The sequence below is a fragment of the Rhodobacterales bacterium HKCCA1288 genome (assembly GCA_015693905.1).
In the GTDB taxonomy this organism is placed as follows: Bacteria; Pseudomonadota; Alphaproteobacteria; order Rhodobacterales; family Rhodobacteraceae; genus M30B80.
Genome location: CP065161.1, coordinates 1209323 through 1229917, shown reverse-complemented (window position 1 = coordinate 1229917; position 20595 = coordinate 1209323). Strand labels below are relative to the sequence as shown.

Here is a 20595-nt window from a genome sequence, read left to right as displayed (position 1 = left end):
AAGCCAAAAAGGATCCGCGAAATGTCGCATATTGATTATTATTTCTCGACCATCTCTCCCTACACCTATCTCGCGGGAAAGCGACTTGAGGAGATTGCCGCCGCACATGGGGCGACAATTCGGTATCGACCTTTGGATATTATCGCCCTTTTTGCGCGCACGGGCGGCACACCACCCGCCGAACGCCACCCCGCACGGCAGGCCTATCGCCTTCAAGAGCTGCAGCGCCAGTCTAAAAAGACGGGGCTTGCCCTTACGCTGAAGCCTGCATTTTTCCCAACCAATTCTGCGCCTTCATCTTATGCCATTATTGCCGCCCAAAACGAAGGTGGCGGGGATTTGGCCGAACTGGTTCACGGGGTAACGCGCGCGGTGTGGCGCGAGGAAAAGAACATTGCAGAGGATGATGTGATCCGCGCTGCTCTGACGGCGACAGGCTTTGACCCCAACTTGGCAGATCGCGGGCTGTTATCAGGGGCCGAAGAATATGCTGCCAATCTCGAAACCGCGGTTGAGGCAGGTGTTTTTGGCGCGCCCTTCTATGTGGTGGATGGGGCCACGCATTTCTGGGGGCAAGACCGCCTAGACGATCTTGCGCTCCATTTAGAGGGTAAGCTTTAGCCCGCCTTAAAGCAGTCCAATAGAGCCTGAACCTTGCTCTGTGAGCATGACCAATCGGTGACGAGGCGGCAGAGGATCAACTCATCCTCTGGCCCCTCAAGCGTGGCGTTGAAGGGAAAGAGGTAATATTGCGCCCCCGCCGCAAAAGCGCGTTTATGGGCTGCACGGGGCAGATGCGCAAACAGCATATTGCCCGCAGGTTCATGCGCGATATGCACCCCCTCGATCTGCGCCAAACCTGCGCGCAATTCTGCCATGCGCGCATTGGCGGATTGCGCCAATCGCAGCCAGAGATCATCACGCGTATAGGCCTCCATCTGTGCCGAGAGAAAGCGGTGCTTTGACCATAGATGTGCGCCACGCTTGCGGCGCAATTCAAATTCCCACGCCTTTTTCGGGTCGAACAGGATCACGGCCTCAACACCCATGCAGCCGTTCTTTGTGCCGCCAAAACTGACTGCATCCACACCCGCTTTCCATGTCATATCGGCAGGGCGGCAGCCAAGGGCCGCGCAGGCATTGGCAAAACGCGCGCCATCAAGATGAACGGGCAGGTCATAGGATTTTGCAACATCACTGAGCGCCTTGATCTCGCTTAGGCTATAGGCGGTGCCAACTTCGGTGATATTGGTTAGGCTCACAGGGCCGCGCTGCATGCCATGCACACCTTTGTCGCCCGTATGTGCAATGGTCTGCGCCAAGCCATCAGGGGTCATCTTGCCCCCTTCGCCTTCGACCAAGGCCAGTTTCGCGCCATTGGCATAGAATTCAGGTGCGCCGCATTCATCTTCTTCGATATGGGCGATGCGATGGCAGAAGATCGACTGCCACGGCTGCACCATCACCGACAAGGCCAAAGCATTGGCGGCTGTGCCCGTGCTGACGAGATAAACCGCCGCCTCTGGGGCATCGAACAGGTCGCGGATGGATTGGCGCACGCGTGCCATGGCGTCATCTGCGCCATAGGGCATAGCATAGCCCTCATTGGCCGCTGTAATGGCCGCAATCACATCTGGATGGGCGGGGCCTGTATTGTCGGAGGCAAAGTTCATAATCCTGGCTCCTCGATAATGTAATCTTCCCAGTCTTCTTCTGGAATGTCGAATTCGGCAACCGTGATCCCGCGCGCGGAAATCCCCGCTTGGTGCACAGTTTCAGGATCCCTTGACACCAAAGGGTGCCACCAATACAAATCCTTGCCCTCATGCAGCAATCTATAGGCGCAGGTTTCAGGCATGAAATAGGCGACATCCTTCATGCCCTCAGGGGTCAATTGGATACACTCGGGCACAAGTGTCTTTCTAATCTCATATTGTCCGCATCGGCAGGTTGCATCATCAAACAGGCGACATGCAACCCGTGTCAGGGCCACCTCACCCGTATCGGCATCTTCTAGCTTGTTGAGACAACATTTCCCGCACCCATCACAGAGGCTTTCCCATTCTTGTGCCGTCATATCGGCCAAGGATTTGCGTTTCCAAAAGGGGGCTTTCTTGGTCATAACGCAGCAAGGATCTCGCGCGCCATCTGGCTGTCGCGATCCATTTGGGCGATCAAGGCCTCAAGGCTGTCGAATTTCTCCTCACCACGCAGAAACTCGACCAGACCGACAGACATATCCATGCCGTAAATATCGCCCGAAAAATCAAAGATGAAGGTTTCGAGATTTGGCTCTTGCCCATTGAACATGGGCCGCACGCCAAGACTGGCCACGCCGTGATACTGGCCCGCATATGGCCCGCTGCGCAATTCAACCAAAACTGCGTAAACGCCAAGTTTGGGAACGTGCAGGCCATCCAATGACATATTGGCGGTCGGGTAGCCCAATGTGCGCCCCCGTTTCTCGCCATGGATCACGGGGCCTTCGATGCGGTGCCAGTGGCCAAGCATGTCGCGGGCTTGGCGCGGATCACCCGAGCTGAGCGCGTCTCGGATAGCGGTGGATGACACGGCCACACCGCCCGAATTCAGCAGATCGACCACGGTCACATCAAACCCATAACGCGCCCCGAAGGCGCGCAGCATATCGGTTGTGCCTTTGCGGCCTTTGCCAAAACAGAAATCCGCACCCACGACCAGATGCTTCAGACCCAGCCCCTCAACCACCACTTCGCGGATGAAATCTTCTGCATCAAGTGCGGAAAGGGTGCGATTGAAGGGCAGCTCATAGAGGATCTCCACCCCCATTTTCTCAAGGCGATTGGCGCGGGCTTCGGCATTCATCAGCCGAAATGGCGGGGCGTCAGGGTTAAAGAATTCGCGCGGATGCGGCTCGAAGGTCAAAACCCCTAAAGGGGCCTCATGACCGCGGGCAAGGTCGATGCAATGCGCGTGACCCAGATGCACACCATCAAAATTCCCAATGGCCACAGAGGCGCCACGGTTTTCGGGTCGGACAAATTGATGGTCACGAACGATACGCATACTGCCCGAATATCCAAGCCCGCGATCTAGGGCAAGCATCGGGTCGGTAAAAATCCTGCGCCGCTGCGAGGTTAATCGAATTTCCGTGACGGGGCGAGGACGACTGCTTCGCCTTTGAGGACAGGTTTGCCATCAATCAGGCAGCGCGTCTCAAGGGTCACACGGCGCTTCGCGTGGTCAATCGCGGTCACTTCCACCTCGGCCCGCACTTGATCACCAGGGCGCACGGGTGCCATGAATTTCAGCGTTTGACCTAAGTAAACAGTGCCATGCCCTGGCAGTTGTTCGCCGATAACGGCTGAAATCAGCCCTGCGGTTAGCATCCCATGGGCGATGCGCCCCTCAAAAATCGTGTCACGGGCGTAATCATCGTCAAGATGAACGGGGTTTCGGTCGGTTGAGACCTCTGCGAAAAGCTCAATATCGCGGTCGCTGACAGTTTTGGTCAAATGCCGCGTCATCCCCAATTCGATATCTTCGATGCAGATCGTCCCACGGGGGAGGTTATGACTCGTGTCCAACATTCCAGTCTCCAAGAGAAATGCCCTTCGCTTGGAACTGACCATAGCAAATTTCTGCAATGCAGCAACAATTAAATTAACTCAGGCGCGCAAATGTTGTAATTTTGTTGCGCGACAATTTGCCCGATTAGCGTAAGAACCCAATGCTAAATGTTGGATTTTGACCGCTATCTTTCAGATATTGAGCAAGTTTTTCTGGATTTGGCTGATCGGTTGTCGCTGTTTCTTCGCGGGCCAAACCGCCTGTGATAAACAGGGTATCAATGCCTTCGCCAATCCCGCCCTGCACATCGGTAAAGATGCCATCTCCAACGGCCAAGATTCGCTCGTCACTGATATCATGGCCATTTTGCACCAAGCGCCGCCGTGCCAGATCATAGATGGGGGGGTGGGGCTTCCCGAAATAAAGGCTCTCGCCGCCCATCTCGGTGTAAAGTTTCGCCACTGCGCCAGCGCAATATTCGCGGCTTTCTCCACGGTCCACCACGATGTCAGGGTTTGCGCAGAGAAGCTTGAGCCCGCGTGTTTTCGCCAAAAGCAATTGCGGGCGCAGCACATCAGGTTCGGCATGGGGATCAAACGGGCCTGTGCAAACAATCCCTTCGGCGTCGGCCACATCGACCTTGGTCAGGGTTACAGGGTTTTCAATCAGTTTCATCGGTGCGAAAAATGTGTCATCGCGCGGCTCGCCAATGAAATAGACCTTCTCGCCAACTGCCCCCGTTAGCATCGCCGCCCGTGCGCTGTCGCCAGAGGTTGCGATCATGTCCCATGCATCGCGGGGAACCCCCATTGCATCCAACTGTTTGGCAATCTCGACATGGGCACGTGGGGCATTGGTGACCAAAACCACAACACCCCCTTTGGTGCGAAAGGCCTGCAGCGCCGCAATCGCGTCAGGAAAAGGGGCGATGCCATTATGCACGCAGCCCCAAAGGTCGCAAAAAAGCGCGTCATAGCGGTCGGAAATCTCGGAGAGGTGAGAGATGATCGCGGGGGCGTCTGCGCTATGGCTCATGGGGCGTGCTTTCTCTTTGAGGCTCTTCGCGCCTCTCTTACCGCGCCCTGCGATGGGATAAAAGGAAAAGGGCGGCCCTCAGGCCGCCCTTTCATCAAACTTTCATCTGATCAAAGCGCGAGGTTCGGGATGATCTGCTTTTTGCGGCTCACAATCCCTGGCAGCACGACCTGATCGGCATCGCCCACAACAGTGGAAAAACTTTTCTCGGCCACTTGGCGCACCAGATCGTTTGGCACCAAAAGCGTGGCTTCTTCGCGCAAAATATCGATGACAAACAACAAAACCTGATCGGCGCCGTCCTCTTTGGCGACTGTGATCATGCTGTCCATCAGGCTTGCTTTGCGAGACAAAACCGTTGCGGGCGCAGTTGTTTCCAGAACGGAAACACGGAAGGTCTTGCCCCCCACCTCATAGGTTTTGCTGTCCATGCGCAGCAATTCTGCATCAGAAAAGCGCGAGACATCAGATTTCGCCGCAAACATTTCAGCAGCATAATCGGGGATAGACACGCCCAGATCAGCAGCGAGGCCTTCGGCCACGGCGCGATCATGATCGGTTGTGGTCGGGGAGCGGAATTCCAACGTATCAGACAGGATGCAGGACAAGGCAGCACCTTTCGCCCAATTTGGCATTTTCGCCGCATCATCACCCATCAGGTCAATCATCAAGGTCGCTGTGCAGGCCAAGGGGCGGATGGTGATATCAATCGGCCCTTTCGTCTCAAGCCCGCCCACCAGTTTATGGTGGTCAATGATGGCCTGAACATCGGCAGCGTTGATTGAGGCAGGCAGTTCTGCAGGGTTGTTGGTGTCGACCACAACGCACGCCTGACCTTCTGCAACATCGTCAATAAGACGCGGTTTTGGCAAATCCCATTTCTGCAAAACAAAGGCGGCTTCGGTGTTTGGCTCACCCAAAAGAACGGCTTCTGCCTCTACGCCTTTCACCTCATTAAGATACCATGCCCACAAAATCGGGGAGCCAGTGGAATCTGTGTCTGGCGATTTGTGGCCAAAGACCAAGGTGCTCATGTCATTATCCATCTATTTTTGTGAAAACTCGCGCGCCTTATAGGGCAGGGCTTTGGCCATGTCACGGGGGGCAAAGGCGGGAATTTGTCGCGGCTTAGGCTTTAATTTCCATAATTTCGGCAGGGTTCTCGCGCGCAGAAACTTTTTTCGAAATTTTCCGCCTGCGGCCCGTTGACACCTCCGCATCCCCTGCCTATCTGCCTGTCGTTAGCACTCGCATAGACTGAGTGCTAATACAGTGAAACATACGAACCTTAAGGAGTGTTCGACAGATGGCATTGAAACCACTGCATGACCGCGTGCTGGTTCGCCGCGTAGAGAGCGACGAAAAGACCAAAGGCGGTCTGATCATCCCCGATAGCGCAAAAGAGAAACCCGCAGAGGGCGAAATCGTCTCCGTTGGCGAAGGCGCACGCAAGGACTCGGGCGAGCTGATCGCAATGAGCGTCAAAGCTGGCGACCGCGTCTTGTTCGGCAAATGGTCTGGCACCGAAGTCACGGTTGATGGCGAAGAACTGCTGATCATGAAGGAATCGGACATTCTCGGCATCATCGCCTGAGACCGTTCCTGATCGAATTTTTAACCTGATTTCATCCAAGGAGGAGCCCTGAAATGGCTGCCAAGGAAGTCAAATTCAATACCGATGCCCGCGACCGTATGCTCAAAGGCGTCAACATCCTTGCCAATGCGGTAAAGGTGACTCTCGGCCCAAAAGGCCGCAATGTGGTTCTTGAAAAATCCTTCGGTGCACCACGCATCACCAAAGATGGTGTTTCCGTGGCGAAGGAAATCGAACTGGAAGATAAGTTCGAAAACATGGGCGCGCAGATGGTCAAAGAAGTGGCATCGCGCACCAATGACGAAGCGGGTGACGGCACCACCACTGCAACTGTTCTGGCCCAAGCCATTGTGCGCGAAGGCATGAAGTCGGTTGCGGCGGGCATGAACCCAATGGATCTGAAGCGCGGCATCGACAGCGCAGTGACGAAAGTCATCGACAGCATCAAAGCATCTGCACGCCCTGTTGCAGATTCCGATGAGGTTGCGCAGGTCGGCACGATCTCGGCAAATGGCGAGGCGCAAATCGGCCGCATGATCGCGGACGCGATGCAGAAAGTCGGCAATGACGGCGTGATCACTGTTGAAGAGAACAAAGGCCTTGAGACCGATGTTGAGGTCGTAGAGGGCATGCAGTTCGACCGCGGTTACCTTTCGCCTTACTTCGTCACCAACCCTGACAAAATGGTTGCAGAGTTGGACGACTGCTTGATCCTGTTGCATGAGAAGAAATTGTCTTCCTTGCAGCCAATGGTTCCACTGCTCGAGTCTGTGATCCAGTCTCAGAAGCCTCTTCTGATCATCGCTGAAGATGTAGAAGGCGAAGCCTTGGCGACCCTCGTGGTCAACAAGCTGCGTGGCGGTCTGAAAATCGCTGCGGTGAAAGCACCTGGTTTTGGCGATCGCCGCAAAGCGATGCTTCAGGATATCGCCATTTTGACCGGTGGTCAGGTGATCTCCGAAGATCTCGGCATGAAGCTGGAAAGCGTTACGCTTGATATGCTCGGCTCCGCGAAGAAAGTGATGATCAAGAAAGACGACACCACCATCGTTGACGGCGCAGGCGATAAGGCCGAAATCGAAGCACGCGTTTCGCAGATCCGTCAGCAGATCGAAGAAACCTCTTCCGATTACGACAAAGAAAAACTGCAAGAGCGCGTTGCCAAATTGGCAGGTGGTGTTGCGGTTATCAAAGTCGGCGGCATGAGCGAAGTCGAAGTGAAAGAGCGCAAAGACCGCGTGGATGACGCGTTGAACGCAACCCGCGCTGCCGTTCAAGAAGGTATCGTTGTGGGCGGCGGTGTTGCCCTCGTTCAAGGTGCAAAAGCCCTGGACGGCCTGTCTGGTGAAAACGCGGATCAAGACGCAGGTATCGCCATCGTGCGCCGTGCGCTTGAAGCGCCACTGCGCCAGATTGCGGAAAACGCAGGCGTTGACGGTGCGGTTGTTGCGGGCAAAATCCGCGAATCCAAAGACGTCAAGTTTGGCTTCAACGCTCAGACCGAAGAATATGGCGACATGTTCAAATTCGGTGTGATCGACCCTGCGAAAGTGGTGCGCACTGCGCTTGAGGATGCAGCTTCTGTTGCAGGCCTCTTGATCACCACCGAAGCAATGGTGGCCGACAAGCCAAAGAAAGAGGACGCACCTGCAATGCCTGACATGGGCGGCATGGGCGGCATGGGCGGCATGATGTAATCATGCCCCCAAGGCCCTGTGGCTTTGGACAAAAGAAAGGCCCGCGTCATGCGGGCCTTTTTTCATTTGGGCTAAATGAAACCGTTGCGTGTTAATGGACGCTTACAGGTGTCAGATCATTTTGGCGCGCCACAACGAAGGCCAAGGCGCGATCTTTGACGAGGGCCAATTGCGTGCCTTCCTCGGTTCCAATTGCGTAAAGTTGTTCGCGCGCACCCGCTTGGGCGCGGATCTCCGAAGGGAGGCTCGCCACATCAACGGGGCGGATATAAACGATAGGCCGCTCGGACTTGCTCTTTGGGTGTTCGGGATTGGTCATGATCTTCCCCCTTTCGTTTGCAGCGATTTTGAGGCTGCACCAGAATTTGAAATCTCAATCTTGCGCACAACGCTATCGGGCTGCAGGCGATGCAGGTCGATATGCAACAGCCCATGCTCCATCGTGGCGCCTGTCACCTCGACCCCATCGGCCAAGACAAAGCTGCGCTGAAATTGCCGCGCCGCAATCCCACGATGTAAAAAGATGCGCTCCGCATCCTCATCTGATTGGCGGCCACGGATCACCAATTGGCGATCTTCTTCTGTGATTGAGAGATCTGTTTCGGCAAAGCCTGCCACCGCTAAAGTGATGCGATAAGCCGTGTCGCCGCGTTGTTCGATATTATAGGGGGGGTAACCATCATTCCCAGATTTCACAGTGCGTTCGACCAAACGTTCGAGTTGATCAAAGCCCAACAGAAACGGGTGCGTCCCTAGGGTTAGTTTCGTCATAAGGCACATCCTTTGATAAGCGATCTGTGCAAGCGCCAGCCCCGTAATTCGGCAACTGGATCTGAGGTAAATATGGGGCCTGCCCAGTCCCCCTGCAAGCCCTGTTTGCATCTGGCGCACGCAGGCGCGCCATTTCCTTTGCGTGGCGTGCAATGTCACAGTATGGTGCGGCACCACCCCAGATTCAGAAAGACATAAGCGCCCCATGAACGCCCCGACCGAAATGAGCCACGAAGACGTGCTGCGCATCCGCTTGGAGGTGCTTAAGCGCGAGCATCGGGATTTGGACGAGGCGATTGCCGCCCTTGAGACACGGCCAAGCCCTGATCAATTGACGCTGCGTCGTCTGAAAAAGCAGAAGTTGTCCCTCAAAGATGCGATCACCCGCATTGAGGATGAACTCACCCCTGACATCATTGCATAGCGGTTTGATCTCGCTATAGTGCGCCCCTCTCACAAGGCTTATTGCAAAGGATCCTCCCCATGGCGGATATCGAAATTGGCATCATCATGGGCAGCCAGTCTGATTGGCCCACCATGCGCGAAGCCGCCGAAATGCTTGACGCGTTGGGCGTTCCTTACGAAACCAAAATCGTTTCTGCGCATCGCACACCTGATCGGCTGTGGGACTATGGTAAAACCGCCGCAAGCCGTGGCTTGAAGGTGATTATCGCAGGCGCAGGTGGGGCCGCGCATTTGCCGGGTATGATGGCGTCAAAGACGCGGGTGCCCGTCATCGGCGTGCCCGTGCAAACCAAGGCCTTGTCTGGGGTTGATTCGCTTTATTCGATTTTGCAAATGCCGCGCGGATTTCCTGTCGCGACCATGGCGATTGGCGCTGCGGGGGCGGCCAATGCCGGGCTGATGGCGGCGGCCATTTTGGCCGTGCATGACGCAGATCTTGCCGCGCGTCTGGATCAATGGCGCGCCGATCTCTCCGCTTCGATCCCCGAGGAACCTCAAGATGACGCATGAGGTTCTGCCCAATGGCAGCGTGATTGGTATTTTGGGGGGCGGTCAATTGGGGCGTATGCTTGCTATGGCCGCAGCACGCCTTGGATATAAAGTTCGGATTTTCGAACCAGGCGCACAGCCCCCTGCGGGTGATGTGGCAATATCCGTGACGCAAGCGGGATATGATGATCATGAGGCGCTCAAGGCCTTTGCGCTGTCTTGCGATGTGTTGACCTTTGAATTTGAAAATATCCCAAGCGCGGCCTTGGCCCTGCTCGAAGATACGCGCCCGCTCTTTCCTGCACGCACGGCGCTTGAAGTGTCTCAGGATCGCTTGGTGGAGAAGGATTTTCTCAACAGTCTTGGTCTGAAAACCGCGCCATATTGTGCGATTGATGCGGCCGAGGGCGTGGCGCAGGCGCTTGAAAAAACGGGCTGTCCCGCGATCCTCAAGACCCGCCGTTTTGGGTATGACGGCAAGGGGCAAGCGCGGGTTATGGCCGCGTCCGAGGCGGATGCCGCTTATGCTAGTCTCAATGGGGCGCCTGCAATTTCCGAGGGCTTTGTAAAGTTTAGCCGAGAGGTTTCGGTGATCATTGCGCGCGGGCGCGATGGCCGTGTCTCGGCCTATGATCCAGGTGAAAACATCCACCGCGATGGCATTCTTGCAACCACCACTATCCCTGCTGACTTGCCTGCCATGCTGCGCGCTGATGCAGTTTTGCTGGCCTCAAAAATTGTCACGGCTTTGGATTATGTGGGTGTCATGGGGGTCGAGCTGTTCGTCACGCCTGAGGGCTTGGTCGTCAATGAGATTGCACCACGGGTGCATAACTCTGGCCATTGGACGCAAGCAGGCTGCGCAGTCGATCAGTTCGAGCAGCATATCCGGGCCATCACTGGCTGGCCTTTAGGGGATGGCAGCCGTCACGCGAATGTTGTGATGGAGAATCTCATCGGTGATGATGTGGCGCGCGCGGCTGAAATGGCCGAGACAAAAGGCGTTCAAATCCACCTATATGGTAAGGCTGAAACCCGTGCAGGCCGTAAGATGGGCCATGTTAATCGAGTGACAGGCCCAGCGTGATCCTGCCTCTTGGGAAGGGTGTAGGAAATTTTGCCGCGCTTCTGCCCTTGCGCCGCGCTCTCGCTTGACTATAACGCCATCAATTTGCACCGCTCTCGAAGCGCGCCTTTGCGTGCGCGGTCGCACCCTGATGTTTCGCCGTTTGTAGGCCCGCAGCCAATACCGAGGTTATCCGATGCCCAAAAGAACCGATATCCGCTCCATCATGATCATCGGCGCGGGGCCAATCGTCATTGGGCAAGCCTGCGAATTTGACTATTCGGGCGCACAAGCCTGTAAGGCCCTACGCGAAGAAGGATATCGCGTTATTCTGGTCAATTCTAACCCCGCGACCATTATGACCGATCCAGAATTGGCCGATGCCACCTATATCGAGCCAATCACCCCCGATGTTGTAGCAAAGATCATCGAAAAAGAGCGCCCCGATGCGCTGTTGCCCACCATGGGCGGCCAGACGGGTCTGAACACCGCTCTCTCACTTGAAGAAGCGGGTGTGTTGGAGAAATTCGGGGTCGAGATGATTGGGGCAAAGCGCCCTGCGATTGAAATGGCCGAAGACCGCAAGCTGTTCCGCGAGGCGATGGAACGTATTGGCCTTGAAAACCCGCGCGCCACGATCGTTGCGGCGCCGAAAAAAGAGAACGGCAAATTCGACATCGCCGCAGGTCTGCGCGATGCGATGGAGGCCTTGGAAGACATCGGTCTGCCCGCCATCATTCGCCCCGCCTTTACCTTGGGCGGCACAGGCGGCGGTGTGGCGTATAACCGCGAAGAATATGAGTATTACTGCCGTTCTGGGCTTGAGGCCTCGCCCGTGGCGCAGATTTTGGTCGATGAATCGCTGCTTGGTTGGAAAGAATACGAGATGGAGGTCGTCCGCGACAAAGCGGATAACGCGATCATCGTCTGTTCCATCGAAAACGTAGATCCGATGGGTGTGCATACGGGCGACAGTATCACAGTCGCGCCCGCGTTGACCCTGACCGATAAAGAATACCAGATCATGCGCAACGGCTCGATTGCTGTATTGCGCGAAATTGGCGTTGAGACGGGCGGCTCCAACGTGCAGTGGGCGATTAACCCTGCCGATGGGCGGATGGTGGTGATCGAGATGAACCCGCGCGTGTCGCGTTCATCGGCGCTTGCCTCTAAGGCCACGGGGTTCCCGATTGCGAAAATCGCGGCGAAATTGGCCGTAGGTTACACATTGGATGAGTTGGACAATGACATCACCCGTGTCACCCCGGCCAGCTTTGAGCCAAGCATCGATTATGTTGTCACCAAGATTCCACGCTTTGCTTTTGAGAAATTCCCCGGCTCTAAGCCTGAATTGACCACGGCGATGAAATCCGTTGGCGAGGCAATGGCCATTGGCCGCAGCTTCCACGAAAGTTTGCAAAAAGCCTTGGCCAGTCTTGAGACGGGTCTGTCTGGCTTTGACGAGATCGAGATTGCCGGCGCGCCTGATAAGGCCGCCATCACGAAGGCGCTCAGCCTGCAGACGCCTGATCGTCTGCGTGTGATCGCCCAAGCCATGCGCCATGGTCTGACCAATGATGAGATCGGTCATGTCACCAAATTTGATCCATGGTTCTTGGCCCGCATTCGCGAGATCGTGGATGTCGAGGAAGATATTCGCACCAATGGCCTGCCGCGCGAGGCGGATGCCTTGCGCAAGATCAAGATGATGGGCTTCACCGATGCGCGTTTGGCGACACTGACGGGCCGCAGCGAGGCCTCTGTGCGGGCTGATCGCACCAGTGCAGGGATTGTTGCCGCATTTAAGCGGATCGACACCTGCGCGGCCGAGTTTGAGGCGCAGACCCCCTATATGTATTCCACCTATGAGGCCCCTGCGATGGGCGATGTGGAATGCGAGGCGCGTCCCTCGGATGCAAAAAAAGTTGTGATTTTGGGCGGCGGGCCAAACCGCATTGGGCAGGGGATCGAATTTGATTATTGCTGCTGCCACGCGTGTTTTGCGCTGACCGCGCAAGGCTATGAAACCATCATGATCAACTGCAACCCAGAGACGGTTTCAACAGATTACGATACATCCGACCGCCTGTATTTCGAGCCTCTCACCTACGAGCATGTGATGGAAATTCTGCGCGTGGAGCAGGACGCAGGCACATTGCATGGGGTTATCGTGCAATTTGGCGGTCAGACCCCGCTGAAATTGGCCAACGCGCTGCATGAGGCAGGTATCCCAATCCTTGGCACATCGCCCGATGCGATTGATTTGGCGGAGGATCGCGAGCGGTTCCAGCAGCTTGTTCAAAAGCTCGAGCTTAAGCAGCCCGAAAATGCGATTGCCCATTCTGACGAGGAAGCAAAAGCCGCGGCTGAGGCCTTGGGGTATCCTTTGGTGATCCGCCCCTCTTACGTTCTGGGGGGGCGCGCAATGGAGATCGTGCGCGATACGGCACAGCTTAACCGCTATATCGCAGAGGCTGTGGTGGTGTCTGGCGACAGCCCTGTGCTTCTTGACAGCTATCTTGATGGCGCGACCGAGGTTGATGTGGATGCGCTGTGCGATGGTGACGCGGTTCATGTCGCGGGCATTATGCAGCATATTGAGGAGGCGGGCGTGCATTCGGGCGACAGTGCCTGTTCTTTGCCGCCTCATACGCTTAGCGATGCGATTATCGCAGAGATCACCCGCCAGACCGAGGCACTGGCGCGCGCGCTCAATGTGGTTGGTTTGATGAATGTTCAATTCGCGGTCAAAGGCGATGATATCTATTTGATTGAGGTCAATCCACGCGCTTCGCGCACTGTGCCCTTTGTGGCCAAGGCCACGGATAGCGCAATTGCCTCTATCGCAGCGCGCTTGATGGCGGGAGAGAAACTTTCGGTTTTCCCCAAGGCCGCGCCTCATCAACCTGTGGATGATAACGCGTCTATCCCGATGGGCGATCCGATGAGCCTGTCAGATTTCCGCACGCCGTGGTTCTCGGTCAAGGAAGCGGTGCTGCCCTTTGCCCGTTTCCCTGGCGTGGATACGCTGCTTGGGCCAGAAATGCGGTCAACGGGCGAGGTTATGGGGTGGGATCGCAGCTTTGCGCGTGCCTTCCTCAAGGCGCAGCTTGGCGCGGGAACTGTTTTGCCAACGGCAGGCACAGTGTTCTTGTCGATCAAAGATGCGGATAAATCGCCGCTCTTGGTGGAGACTGCGCAAACCTTGACCGATTTGGGCCTCAAGATTTTGGCCACCTCAGGCACGGCGAAATTCTTGGCCGATCACGGGATTTCATCTGATGTGGTCAACAAGGCCTATGAAGGTGGGCGCACGATTGTCGATATGATGAAGGACGGGATGGTTGATCTGGTCTTGAACACGACCGAAGGCGCGCAAGCGGTGGAAGACAGCCGCTCGATGCGCACAGTCGCGCTCTATGACAAGATTCCCTATTACACCACGCTTGCAGGCAGCCATGCGGCAGCCTTGGCCATGAAAGCCGCACGTGAGGGTGAATTGGCGGTGCGTTCGCTGCAGGGGTAAAGCCCTAGTTACAGCCCCGCGCGGAGGTTTGGCCAATTGGCGTCTGCGCGGGCAATATGCCCCGCAACATCCTGTTCCCAACGGCGTTGAATGCGCCGGTTGGCGTTGAGGTATAATTTTCCGTCAACAATGCGCCATGCATCAGGGTCAATCGGGGCCGTGTAACCTTGCGACACGGCCCAAGCGCAATAGCCCCCATATTGCGGGGCAAAGGCTTCGGGGCTGTTCAAGAATTGCGCGCGGTTGGCTGCTGATGCAAAATGCCATATGGCGTTGTCCCAGTGCGCGGCGAAGTCTGCCGCACCTTTGGTGGCGGCGCTATTGGTGAAATAGGCCACAGGATCATATCCCCGCAAAGCCACGCCATCACGTTGGAAGACGGCCTGAGCAAGCAGAGGCTGTGTGACGAGCGGCAGTGCTAAGCCTGACTTTATGACTGCGCGGCGGGTGATCATAGTGGGTGCTCCTGTTGCCAAAACTTGGCTTGGGTATAGCCTGTTTTTAGATCACGGGTTTTGAACTTCGCGTGAGAGGGCGCGCTTGCAAGGCGGGCGCATCTATTGGCATATGGCGACAAAGGAACAACAGGGCGCGCCATGGCCAAGCTATATTTCAATTTTTCGACTATGAATGCGGGCAAGTCGACCCTGCTTTTGCAAGCGGCCCATAATTATAGCGAACGCGGCCAGACCCCATTTCTGCTGACGGCGCATCACGATACGCGCGCAGGCCAAGGCCTTATTGCAAGCCGCATTGGGCTGTCGAAAGAGGCCGTAACCTTTGCCCCTGATACGGACTTGTTCGCGCTTATCGAGACGGCGCACAGAGCGCAGCCGATTGATTGCGTCTTTCTGGATGAAGCGCAGTTCCTCACAAAGGCACAGGTCTGGGAATTGGCGCGCGTGGCTGATGATTTGGGGCTGCCCGTGATGACCTACGGCCTTCGGGTCGATTTCCGTGGTGAATTATTCGAAGGCTCCGCCGCGCTTTTGGCCTTGGCGGATGATTTGCGTGAGATCAGAACGATTTGCCATTGCGGGCGCAAAGCCACGATGGTGGTGCGAAAATCTCCTGATGGCAGCGTTGCCAAATCGGGGGAGCAGGTGCAAATCGGCGGCAATGAAACCTATGTCAGCTTGTGCCGCCGTCACTGGCGCGAAGCGGTCGGCGATAGCCCGTCAGCATAGTCGCGCGCCAAGGGGCGCATCCTTGTCGGGCACGGCCAAAACCACATCCCCGCCCGCATCATGAAATCCAAGCACAAGCGCCTCGGACATGAAGGGGCCGATCTGGCGGGGTGGGAAATTCACCACCCCCATAACAAGCTTGCCCACCAATGCCTCGGGCGCATAATGCGCGGTGATTTGGGCCGAGCTTTTTTTGACCCCAATCTCTGGCCCATAATCCACCCATAACTTGATTGCAGGTTTGCGGGCCTCGGGAAAGGGCTCGGCGCGGGTGACGCGCCCCACGCGAATGTCGACCTTCAGGAATGTTTCAAAATCGGTTTCCATCAGGCTTATCCTTTCAGCGCGCGGGATCGCGCCGCCGCAGCCTTGACTGTTTCGCGGATGAGGGGGGCGAGGCCGCTTGTCTCATCCATCAAAACCTCTAGCCCCGCCTGCGTGGTGCCATTGGGCGATGTCACGTTGATGCGCAATTGTTCTGGGCTTTCGCTGGCCTCTCGGGCCAAGGCCCCTGCGCCCGCGACTGTGGCCTTTGCCAATTCCATCGCCATCGCGTCAGGCAGGCCTTCGGCGCGCGCGGCAGCAGCGAGACAGTCAATCATATAGAATACATAAGCAGGGCCAGAGCCCGAGACGCCTGTCACAGCGTCAATCTGATCTTCCGTTTCAAGACGCACCACCTGACCGACCGCAGATAACAGGGTTTCGCCAAGCGCAAGATCGGCTTGGCTGCATTGCCCGTTGCCAATAAGCGCGGTGATCCCTCGCCCGATTGCGGCGGGGGTGTTGGGCATAGCGCGGATAATTTTGGTGGATGCGCCAAATTCGGCTTCAAATCTGGCGATTGGTGTGCCTGCCGCCACAGAGATCACCAATGTCTCACGGCCCATATGCGCCGCAAGATTGGGTAAAGCTTCGCCCATCATCTGCGGTTTTACCGCGATAATGGCCACAGCGGCATTTGCGGGCAGGGGCGTGTTGAGATTTACCCCCGCAGCCTTGAGCCAATCAGAGGGGTGCGGGTCAATTACGGTCACGCAGGCAGGTGGTATTCCTCGTGCAAGCCACCCTGCCAACATTGCAGAGCCCATTTTCCCACAGCCGAAAATCACCATGCCGCGCGCGGCAATATCGTCATACGTCATCACTCATCCCCTGTTGCGGTTTGCAACAGGTTAGGCGCGACCGAACCCTTCGGCAATGGCCACTTGGATTGCTTCGCTCGGTGATTGGCTGCCCCAACAGGCCAATTGGAAGGCGGGGTAATAGCGCTCGCTTGCCAAAATCGCGGTTTCAACCATGCAGGCAATCTGCTCAGGGCTTGCCAGTTGATCCCCTGCGAGAACCAAGCCGTAGCGATAGACCATCATCTTTTGCTCGGCCCAGAAACTGAACGCACCCGCCCAGCATTTGTCATTGGCAAGGTTCAATGTCTCGTAAAGCTTGCCCATAGATTCGGCGGGTGGATCCATGTCGAAGGTGCAGATCATCCGCAGCGTTTCGTCATAGCTCGACCATGCCAGCGTCACCGAATAGGTGCGCCACTGCCCCTCGAGGGCCATTGCGATTTGATCATCGGCAACACGGTCGAAATCCCATTCATGCCGTGTGGCAAGGGTTTCAACGATATCGATGGGATGGAGGTCTTCGACATCCATATACTGCTCGGAAAGTGACATTGCCCTAGGCCTCATTCTTGGCAGCCTGTTGCGGGCGTTGGGTTCAATCCCAATTTGCCCACTAAGGCTGGGTGTCTCCACTAAGGGTCGGCTGATTTGCGCGGCCCCATACCAAATATGGTGCGGTTACTTTCTTCACCTGTAAAGCAATATTTTGATGACGCACCCAGAAATTGCGGTTTTCCTAATCCTGTCCACAAGAAATTGGGGGCTGTGCATAAAGATAGGGCGGGTTTGGTCTGGCCAAACCCGCCCTTGTTCAACTGCGCTGTGACCGCGCTTATTTCTTTTTCTTTTCCAATGCCTCTAGCCGCGCAGACAGCGCCTCATTTTCTTCGCGCGCTTTTTGGGCCATTGCGCGCACGGCATCAAATTCCTCGCGGGTGACAAAGTCGCGATCCGCAAGCCAGCGATCCATCAGCGATTTCATCGCATTTTCCGCTTCCTCGCGTGCGCCTTGGGCCACACCCATGGCGTTGGTCATCAATTGGCTGATGTCATCCATCATCTTATTGCGGGTTTGCATAGGCTGTCCTCTTGTCTCGCGGCGGGGCGCGTTCATACGTTCGACCTTGATATGGGGTAAATGGCGCGCCGCTTCAAGGTTGACATCGCCGCATGGGAGTCTATCTAACAAGGGTTCCCACGCGCATCTAAAAGGGCCGCTATGTTTTACGCGATACCGTTTCCAGATATCTCGCCTGCGCTCTTCTCAATTGATTTTGGTGGGTTTCACTTTGCCCTGCGGTGGTATGCGCTGGCCTATATCGCTGGGTTTCTCATCGCTGCATGGATGATCGGACGGCATTTGCGCAAATCCACGCTGTGGAGACATGCCACCGCCCCGATGTCCCCCGAAGTTGTAGAACCGCTTTTGACATGGATGGTCTTGGGTGTGATCCTTGGGGGGCGGCTTGGATATGTGCTGTTCTATCAGCCAAGCTATTACCTGCAAAACCCTACTGAGATTTTGCAGGTTTGGCAGGGGGGGATGTCTTTTCATGGTGGCTTTTTGGGTGTTGTCATCGCGGGGCTTTTGTTTTGTCGTGTCCACAAGGTCAGCATAGCCAGCCTTGCCGACCTGTTAGCCTTGGCCACCCCGCCTGCGCTCTTTCTGGGGCGCAGCGCAAATTTCATTAATGCCGAGCTATGGGGGCGACCCACCGATGCGCCTTGGGGCGTGATCTTTCCCGGGGCCGCGGCACAGGACTGTTCGGGCCCTGTGGGGATTGTGATGGACGCAGGCATGCAAGTTTGCGCGCGCCACCCGTCACAGCTTTACGAAGCGCTGCTTGAGGGGCTCATCTTGGGGCTTGTGATCCTGTATGTGATCCATCGCCAAGGGGCGTTGCGGGTGCCAGGGCAAGTGGCGGGTCTGTTTCTTGCAGGCTATGGGGTGGGGCGGTTTATTGTCGAATATTTCCGCCAACCTGATGCACAGTTCTTCGTGAACCATCCGCGCGGTTATGCGCTGTGGCTGTCTGATGATATTGGTCTGAGCATGGGGCAGATCTTGTCATTGCCCATGGTCATTGTGGGGCTAGCGGTGATCTTGGTCGCGCGGCAGGTCGCGCGGCGTAAGGCAGGTGCCTAATGGGGGCAGGGCGCGCGCAGGATCGGCTGTTGCGCCGTATCGCGCAGTCAGGCCCGCTTTCTGTGGCCGAGTTTATGACCGAGGCGCTGCTTCACCCTGAATTTGGGTATTACATGAAGAAACCCGCCATCGGTCGGGGCGGGGATTTTGTGACGGCACCCGAAGTCTCGCAAATCTTTGGCGAGATGATTGGGTTGTGGTTCCTGCAGGTTTGGTCTGACCAAGGCAGACCATCCGATGTAAATTTGGTCGAGCTTGGCGGCGGGCGTGGGACGTTTATGGCCGATATTTTGCGCGCTGCAAAACTGCTGCCCGAATTCACCCAAACGATCAGATTGCACATGGTCGAAGCCTCGCCCTTGATGCGCGCAGCCCAAGCAGAGGCTTTGGGACAGTATCAACCGCAATTTCACGACACTATTGCCACCCTACCTGACGGGCCGCTTTATTTGGTCGCGAATGAATTTTTTGATGCTTTGCCCATTCGGCAATTTCAAAAAGGGCGTGACGGATGGCATGAACGCCAAATTGGTGCAGATCAGGGCGCGCTCATATGGGGGCTTGGCCCTGTCATTGCGCCCGATTGGCTAACGGCCCGTTTTGGTGACATGCCAGAGGGTGCGATTGTCGAGGTTAATGCTGCGGCCGAGGCGATTGCATCAGATATAGGGCGGCGCATTGATGCGCATGGCGGCGCGGCGCTTTTGATTGATTACGGGGATTGGATCAGCGCAGGCGACACCTTTCAAGCCGTCAAAGATCACAGATACGCTGATCCATTGGTGGATATTGGCACATCCGATCTGACCGCCCATGTGGCGTTTCAGCCTTTGGCGGCCAGTGCCGCACCCGCCCGCGCGGCACCGCTACAGACGCAAGGTCTGTTTCTTGAGCGTCTTGGGATCACCGCACGGGCGCAGGCGCTTGCGCAAAAATTGCACGGTGACGCGCTTCAATCGCACATTGCCGCGCATCGTAGGTTGACCCACCCCGAAGAAATGGGACAGCTATTCAAAGTGCTGGGTCTTACACAACAGTCTGCGCCCGCCCTGCCAGGTTTGGATGATCTTGAAATAAGGGATATGTGAGATGGCTGCGCATTTTGCTCCAATTGACCCGATCACATCGCCGCTTTTGGGGGCAGCAAAGCATGGTTTTTTTACACGCAAGGGTGGTGCATCTAGCGGCATTTTTAGCAGTCTGAATTGTGGTGCGGGATCATCTGATCAATCGGATTTGGTCGAAATCAACCGCGCGCGCGTGGCGCGTGAGATGGGGGTGGCGGAAGATTGCCTTGTGACGGTGTATCAAACGCATTCCGCGGATGTTGTCTTGGTTGAAGGCCCGATTGGTGGTGGCACCCCTGAGGCAGATGGTCTGGTGTCCTGCAGCAAGGATTTGGCCATTGCGATTCTCACAGCCGATTGTCAGCCCGTCCTGTTTCATGAAGCGGAGGCAGGCGTGATTGGCGCTGCCCATGCGGGTTGGAAGGGCGCGCGGGCAGGGGTGCTTGAGGCCACGATTGACTTGATGGTTGCACAAGGGGCGGTGCGCGAAAAAATCAACGCGGTGATTGGCCCTACGATCAGCCAAGCCAATTATGAGGTCGGGCAAGAATTCTTTGAGGAATTCGTAGATGATGATCCGGAGTCTGCGCGGTTTTTTATCAACGGGGCAGCACCTGATAAATATCTCTTTGATTTACCAAGCTACGGATTAACGCGCCTGCGCAACGCGGGCATCGGGCAGGCAGAATGGTGTGGGCATTGCACCTATCGTGACGAAGAGCTGTTCTTCTCCTACCGCCGCGCCACACATCGGGGCGAGGCGGATTACGGGCGCCTCATTTCGGCTATTCGCCTTTAGGCTTTGCCGCGCAATCACCTTTTTCTTTCCCCAAGCTGACGGGATTTCGTCCAATCTTTGACAGATTTGGACGCGAC

At 56.2% G+C, this 20595-nt stretch carries 24 protein-coding genes; 11 read left to right on the top strand and 13 right to left on the bottom strand.

The annotated features are described in order from the left end of the window. Positions 1-21: 21 nt before the first annotated feature. On the top strand, positions 22-621 hold the full coding sequence (locus I3V23_06005) for a 2-hydroxychromene-2-carboxylate isomerase (GenBank protein QPI86512.1): 600 nt from the start codon (positions 22-24) through the stop codon (positions 619-621). Here I3V23_06005 and I3V23_06000 read toward each other — a convergent pair. From I3V23_06000 to I3V23_05975, 6 genes are all read right to left on the bottom strand, one after another. Beyond that, positions 618-1673, bottom strand: coding sequence for a low specificity L-threonine aldolase (locus I3V23_06000; GenBank protein ID QPI86511.1), 1056 nt, complete (start codon positions 1671-1673; stop codon positions 618-620). The two genes, I3V23_06005 and I3V23_06000, sit on opposite strands and share 4 nt — an antisense overlap. Beyond that, the gene (locus I3V23_05995; protein QPI86510.1) at positions 1670-2122 is read right to left on the bottom strand and encodes a YcgN family cysteine cluster protein; all 453 of its coding nucleotides are present in this window, start codon (positions 2120-2122) and stop codon (positions 1670-1672) included. Before I3V23_05995 ends, I3V23_06000 begins: the two co-directional genes overlap by 4 nt. Beyond that, entirely contained in the window at positions 2119-3045 is a 927-nt protein-coding gene (locus tag I3V23_05990; protein ID QPI86711.1) for a bifunctional riboflavin kinase/FAD synthetase, read from the bottom strand. The genes I3V23_05995 and I3V23_05990 overlap by 4 nt, the downstream gene beginning before the upstream one ends. Positions 3046-3116: 71 nt before the next feature. Beyond that, positions 3117-3569 (bottom strand): MaoC family dehydratase, encoded by a 453-nt coding sequence (locus I3V23_05985; GenBank protein ID QPI86509.1) that lies wholly within the window; start codon positions 3567-3569, stop codon positions 3117-3119. 124 nt (positions 3570-3693) lie between these two features. After that, positions 3694-4584, bottom strand: a complete 891-nt coding sequence (locus I3V23_05980) for a TIGR01459 family HAD-type hydrolase (GenBank protein ID QPI86508.1) — start codon at positions 4582-4584, stop codon at positions 3694-3696. A 110-nt stretch (positions 4585-4694) separates the two neighbouring features. After that, a complete protein-coding gene (locus tag I3V23_05975) occupies positions 4695-5618 on the bottom strand; it encodes a manganese-dependent inorganic pyrophosphatase (GenBank protein ID QPI86507.1) in 924 nt (307 codons plus the stop codon). Between the two features lie 272 nt (positions 5619-5890). Between I3V23_05975 and groES the strand changes: the two genes are divergently transcribed. Both groES and groL read left to right on the top strand, forming a co-directional pair. Further along, a complete protein-coding gene (gene groES / locus I3V23_05970; GenBank protein ID QPI86506.1) occupies positions 5891-6178 on the top strand; it encodes a co-chaperone GroES in 288 nt (95 codons plus the stop codon). 53 nt (positions 6179-6231) lie between these two features. Further along, positions 6232-7875 carry a chaperonin GroEL gene (gene groL, locus I3V23_05965; protein QPI86505.1) on the top strand — a complete coding sequence of 548 codons (1644 nt, stop codon included), beginning with the start codon at positions 6232-6234 and terminating at the stop codon, positions 7873-7875. A 91-nt stretch (positions 7876-7966) separates the two neighbouring features. On the opposite strand, the gene I3V23_05960 is transcribed toward groL, so the two are convergent. Then, a complete protein-coding gene (locus I3V23_05960; protein ID QPI86504.1) occupies positions 7967-8194 on the bottom strand; it encodes a DUF1150 family protein in 228 nt (75 codons plus the stop codon). Continuing rightward, positions 8191-8646, bottom strand: a complete 456-nt coding sequence (locus I3V23_05955) for an Hsp20 family protein (protein QPI86503.1) — start codon at positions 8644-8646, stop codon at positions 8191-8193. Before I3V23_05955 ends, I3V23_05960 begins: the two co-directional genes overlap by 4 nt. Before the next feature lie 205 nt (positions 8647-8851). Here I3V23_05955 and I3V23_05950 point away from each other — a divergent pair, with 205 nt between their 5' ends. The 4 genes from I3V23_05950 (at position 8852) to carB (ending at position 14192) form a co-directional block, all read left to right on the top strand. Then, positions 8852-9070 carry a DUF465 domain-containing protein gene (locus tag I3V23_05950; GenBank protein ID QPI86502.1) on the top strand — a complete coding sequence of 73 codons (219 nt, stop codon included), beginning with the start codon at positions 8852-8854 and terminating at the stop codon, positions 9068-9070. Positions 9071-9129: 59 nt separating this feature from the next. Then, entirely contained in the window at positions 9130-9621 is a 492-nt protein-coding gene (gene purE, locus I3V23_05945) for a 5-(carboxyamino)imidazole ribonucleotide mutase (GenBank protein QPI86501.1), read from the top strand. Further along, positions 9611-10687, top strand: coding sequence for a 5-(carboxyamino)imidazole ribonucleotide synthase (locus I3V23_05940; GenBank protein ID QPI86500.1), 1077 nt, complete (start codon positions 9611-9613; stop codon positions 10685-10687). Before purE ends, I3V23_05940 begins: the two co-directional genes overlap by 11 nt. A gap of 175 nt (positions 10688-10862) precedes the next feature. Then, a complete protein-coding gene (gene carB, locus I3V23_05935; GenBank protein QPI86499.1) occupies positions 10863-14192 on the top strand; it encodes a carbamoyl-phosphate synthase large subunit in 3330 nt (1109 codons plus the stop codon). A gap of 8 nt (positions 14193-14200) precedes the next feature. On the opposite strand, the gene I3V23_05930 is transcribed toward carB, so the two are convergent. Then, entirely contained in the window at positions 14201-14647 is a 447-nt protein-coding gene (locus I3V23_05930; GenBank protein QPI86498.1) for a YHS domain protein, read from the bottom strand. 141 nt (positions 14648-14788) lie between these two features. On the opposite strand from I3V23_05930, the gene I3V23_05925 reads away from it, so the two are divergent. Next, positions 14789-15379 carry a thymidine kinase gene (locus tag I3V23_05925; protein QPI86497.1) on the top strand — a complete coding sequence of 197 codons (591 nt, stop codon included), beginning with the start codon at positions 14789-14791 and terminating at the stop codon, positions 15377-15379. On the opposite strand, the gene I3V23_05920 is transcribed toward I3V23_05925, so the two are convergent. The 4 genes from I3V23_05920 to I3V23_05905 all read right to left on the bottom strand — a co-directional run bounded on the left by I3V23_05920 (position 15371) and on the right by I3V23_05905 (position 17584). Continuing rightward, complete coding sequence (locus I3V23_05920) at positions 15371-15709, bottom strand: tRNA-binding protein (GenBank protein ID QPI86710.1); 339 nt, start codon at positions 15707-15709, stop codon at positions 15371-15373. The two genes, I3V23_05925 and I3V23_05920, sit on opposite strands and share 9 nt — an antisense overlap. 2 nt (positions 15710-15711) lie before the next feature. Next, complete coding sequence (locus I3V23_05915) at positions 15712-16524, bottom strand: pyrroline-5-carboxylate reductase (protein QPI86496.1); 813 nt, start codon at positions 16522-16524, stop codon at positions 15712-15714. Between the two features lie 30 nt (positions 16525-16554). Further along, the gene (locus tag I3V23_05910) at positions 16555-17058 is read right to left on the bottom strand and encodes a YbjN domain-containing protein (protein ID QPI86495.1); all 504 of its coding nucleotides are present in this window, start codon (positions 17056-17058) and stop codon (positions 16555-16557) included. Positions 17059-17338: 280 nt separating this feature from the next. Continuing rightward, positions 17339-17584, bottom strand: coding sequence for an accessory factor UbiK family protein (locus I3V23_05905; protein ID QPI86494.1), 246 nt, complete (start codon positions 17582-17584; stop codon positions 17339-17341). A gap of 141 nt (positions 17585-17725) precedes the next feature. On the opposite strand from I3V23_05905, the gene I3V23_05900 reads away from it, so the two are divergent. The 3 genes from I3V23_05900 to pgeF are packed head-to-tail and all read left to right on the top strand — an operon-like array spanning position 17726 to position 20518. Continuing rightward, positions 17726-18652 carry a prolipoprotein diacylglyceryl transferase gene (locus I3V23_05900; GenBank protein ID QPI86493.1) on the top strand — a complete coding sequence of 309 codons (927 nt, stop codon included), beginning with the start codon at positions 17726-17728 and terminating at the stop codon, positions 18650-18652. Then, positions 18652-19740 carry an SAM-dependent methyltransferase gene (locus tag I3V23_05895; protein ID QPI86492.1) on the top strand — a complete coding sequence of 363 codons (1089 nt, stop codon included), beginning with the start codon at positions 18652-18654 and terminating at the stop codon, positions 19738-19740. Before I3V23_05900 ends, I3V23_05895 begins: the two co-directional genes overlap by 1 nt. 1 nt (position 19741) lies before the next feature. After that, positions 19742-20518: a peptidoglycan editing factor PgeF gene (pgeF, locus tag I3V23_05890; protein ID QPI86491.1), complete on the top strand. Its 777-nt coding sequence runs from the start codon at positions 19742-19744 to the stop codon at positions 20516-20518. Positions 20519-20595 lie beyond the last annotated feature (77 nt).

Excerpts from the sequence above, each read along its gene's own strand:
- purE (QPI86501.1), top strand. The coding sequence starts at position 9,130 with ATGGCGGATATCGAAATTGGCATCATCATGGGCAGCCAGTCTGATTGG.
- I3V23_06000 (QPI86511.1), bottom strand. The coding sequence starts at position 1,673 with ATGAACTTTGCCTCCGACAATACAGGCCCCGCCCATCCAGATGTGATT.
- I3V23_05980 (QPI86508.1), bottom strand. The coding sequence starts at position 4,584 with ATGAGCCATAGCGCAGACGCCCCCGCGATCATCTCTCACCTCTCCGAG.
- I3V23_05975 (QPI86507.1), bottom strand. The coding sequence starts at position 5,618 with ATGAGCACCTTGGTCTTTGGCCACAAATCGCCAGACACAGATTCCACT.
- I3V23_05900 (QPI86493.1), top strand. The coding sequence starts at position 17,726 with ATGTTTTACGCGATACCGTTTCCAGATATCTCGCCTGCGCTCTTCTCA.
- I3V23_05995 (QPI86510.1), bottom strand. The coding sequence starts at position 2,122 with ATGACCAAGAAAGCCCCCTTTTGGAAACGCAAATCCTTGGCCGATATG.
- groL (QPI86505.1), top strand. The coding sequence starts at position 6,232 with ATGGCTGCCAAGGAAGTCAAATTCAATACCGATGCCCGCGACCGTATG.
- I3V23_05960 (QPI86504.1), bottom strand. The coding sequence starts at position 8,194 with ATGACCAATCCCGAACACCCAAAGAGCAAGTCCGAGCGGCCTATCGTT.
- I3V23_05910 (QPI86495.1), bottom strand. The coding sequence starts at position 17,058 with ATGTCACTTTCCGAGCAGTATATGGATGTCGAAGACCTCCATCCCATC.
- pgeF (QPI86491.1), top strand. The coding sequence starts at position 19,742 with ATGGCTGCGCATTTTGCTCCAATTGACCCGATCACATCGCCGCTTTTG.
- I3V23_05990 (QPI86711.1), bottom strand. The coding sequence starts at position 3,045 with ATGCGTATCGTTCGTGACCATCAATTTGTCCGACCCGAAAACCGTGGC.
- I3V23_06005 (QPI86512.1), top strand. The coding sequence starts at position 22 with ATGTCGCATATTGATTATTATTTCTCGACCATCTCTCCCTACACCTAT.
- I3V23_05930 (QPI86498.1), bottom strand. The coding sequence starts at position 14,647 with ATGATCACCCGCCGCGCAGTCATAAAGTCAGGCTTAGCACTGCCGCTC.
- I3V23_05905 (QPI86494.1), bottom strand. The coding sequence starts at position 17,584 with ATGCAAACCCGCAATAAGATGATGGATGACATCAGCCAATTGATGACC.
- I3V23_05955 (QPI86503.1), bottom strand. The coding sequence starts at position 8,646 with ATGACGAAACTAACCCTAGGGACGCACCCGTTTCTGTTGGGCTTTGAT.
- carB (QPI86499.1), top strand. The coding sequence starts at position 10,863 with ATGCCCAAAAGAACCGATATCCGCTCCATCATGATCATCGGCGCGGGG.
- I3V23_05895 (QPI86492.1), top strand. The coding sequence starts at position 18,652 with ATGGGGGCAGGGCGCGCGCAGGATCGGCTGTTGCGCCGTATCGCGCAG.
- I3V23_05985 (QPI86509.1), bottom strand. The coding sequence starts at position 3,569 with ATGTTGGACACGAGTCATAACCTCCCCCGTGGGACGATCTGCATCGAA.
- I3V23_05950 (QPI86502.1), top strand. The coding sequence starts at position 8,852 with ATGAACGCCCCGACCGAAATGAGCCACGAAGACGTGCTGCGCATCCGC.
- groES (QPI86506.1), top strand. The coding sequence starts at position 5,891 with ATGGCATTGAAACCACTGCATGACCGCGTGCTGGTTCGCCGCGTAGAG.
- I3V23_05925 (QPI86497.1), top strand. The coding sequence starts at position 14,789 with ATGGCCAAGCTATATTTCAATTTTTCGACTATGAATGCGGGCAAGTCG.
- I3V23_05915 (QPI86496.1), bottom strand. The coding sequence starts at position 16,524 with ATGACGTATGACGATATTGCCGCGCGCGGCATGGTGATTTTCGGCTGT.
- I3V23_05940 (QPI86500.1), top strand. The coding sequence starts at position 9,611 with ATGACGCATGAGGTTCTGCCCAATGGCAGCGTGATTGGTATTTTGGGG.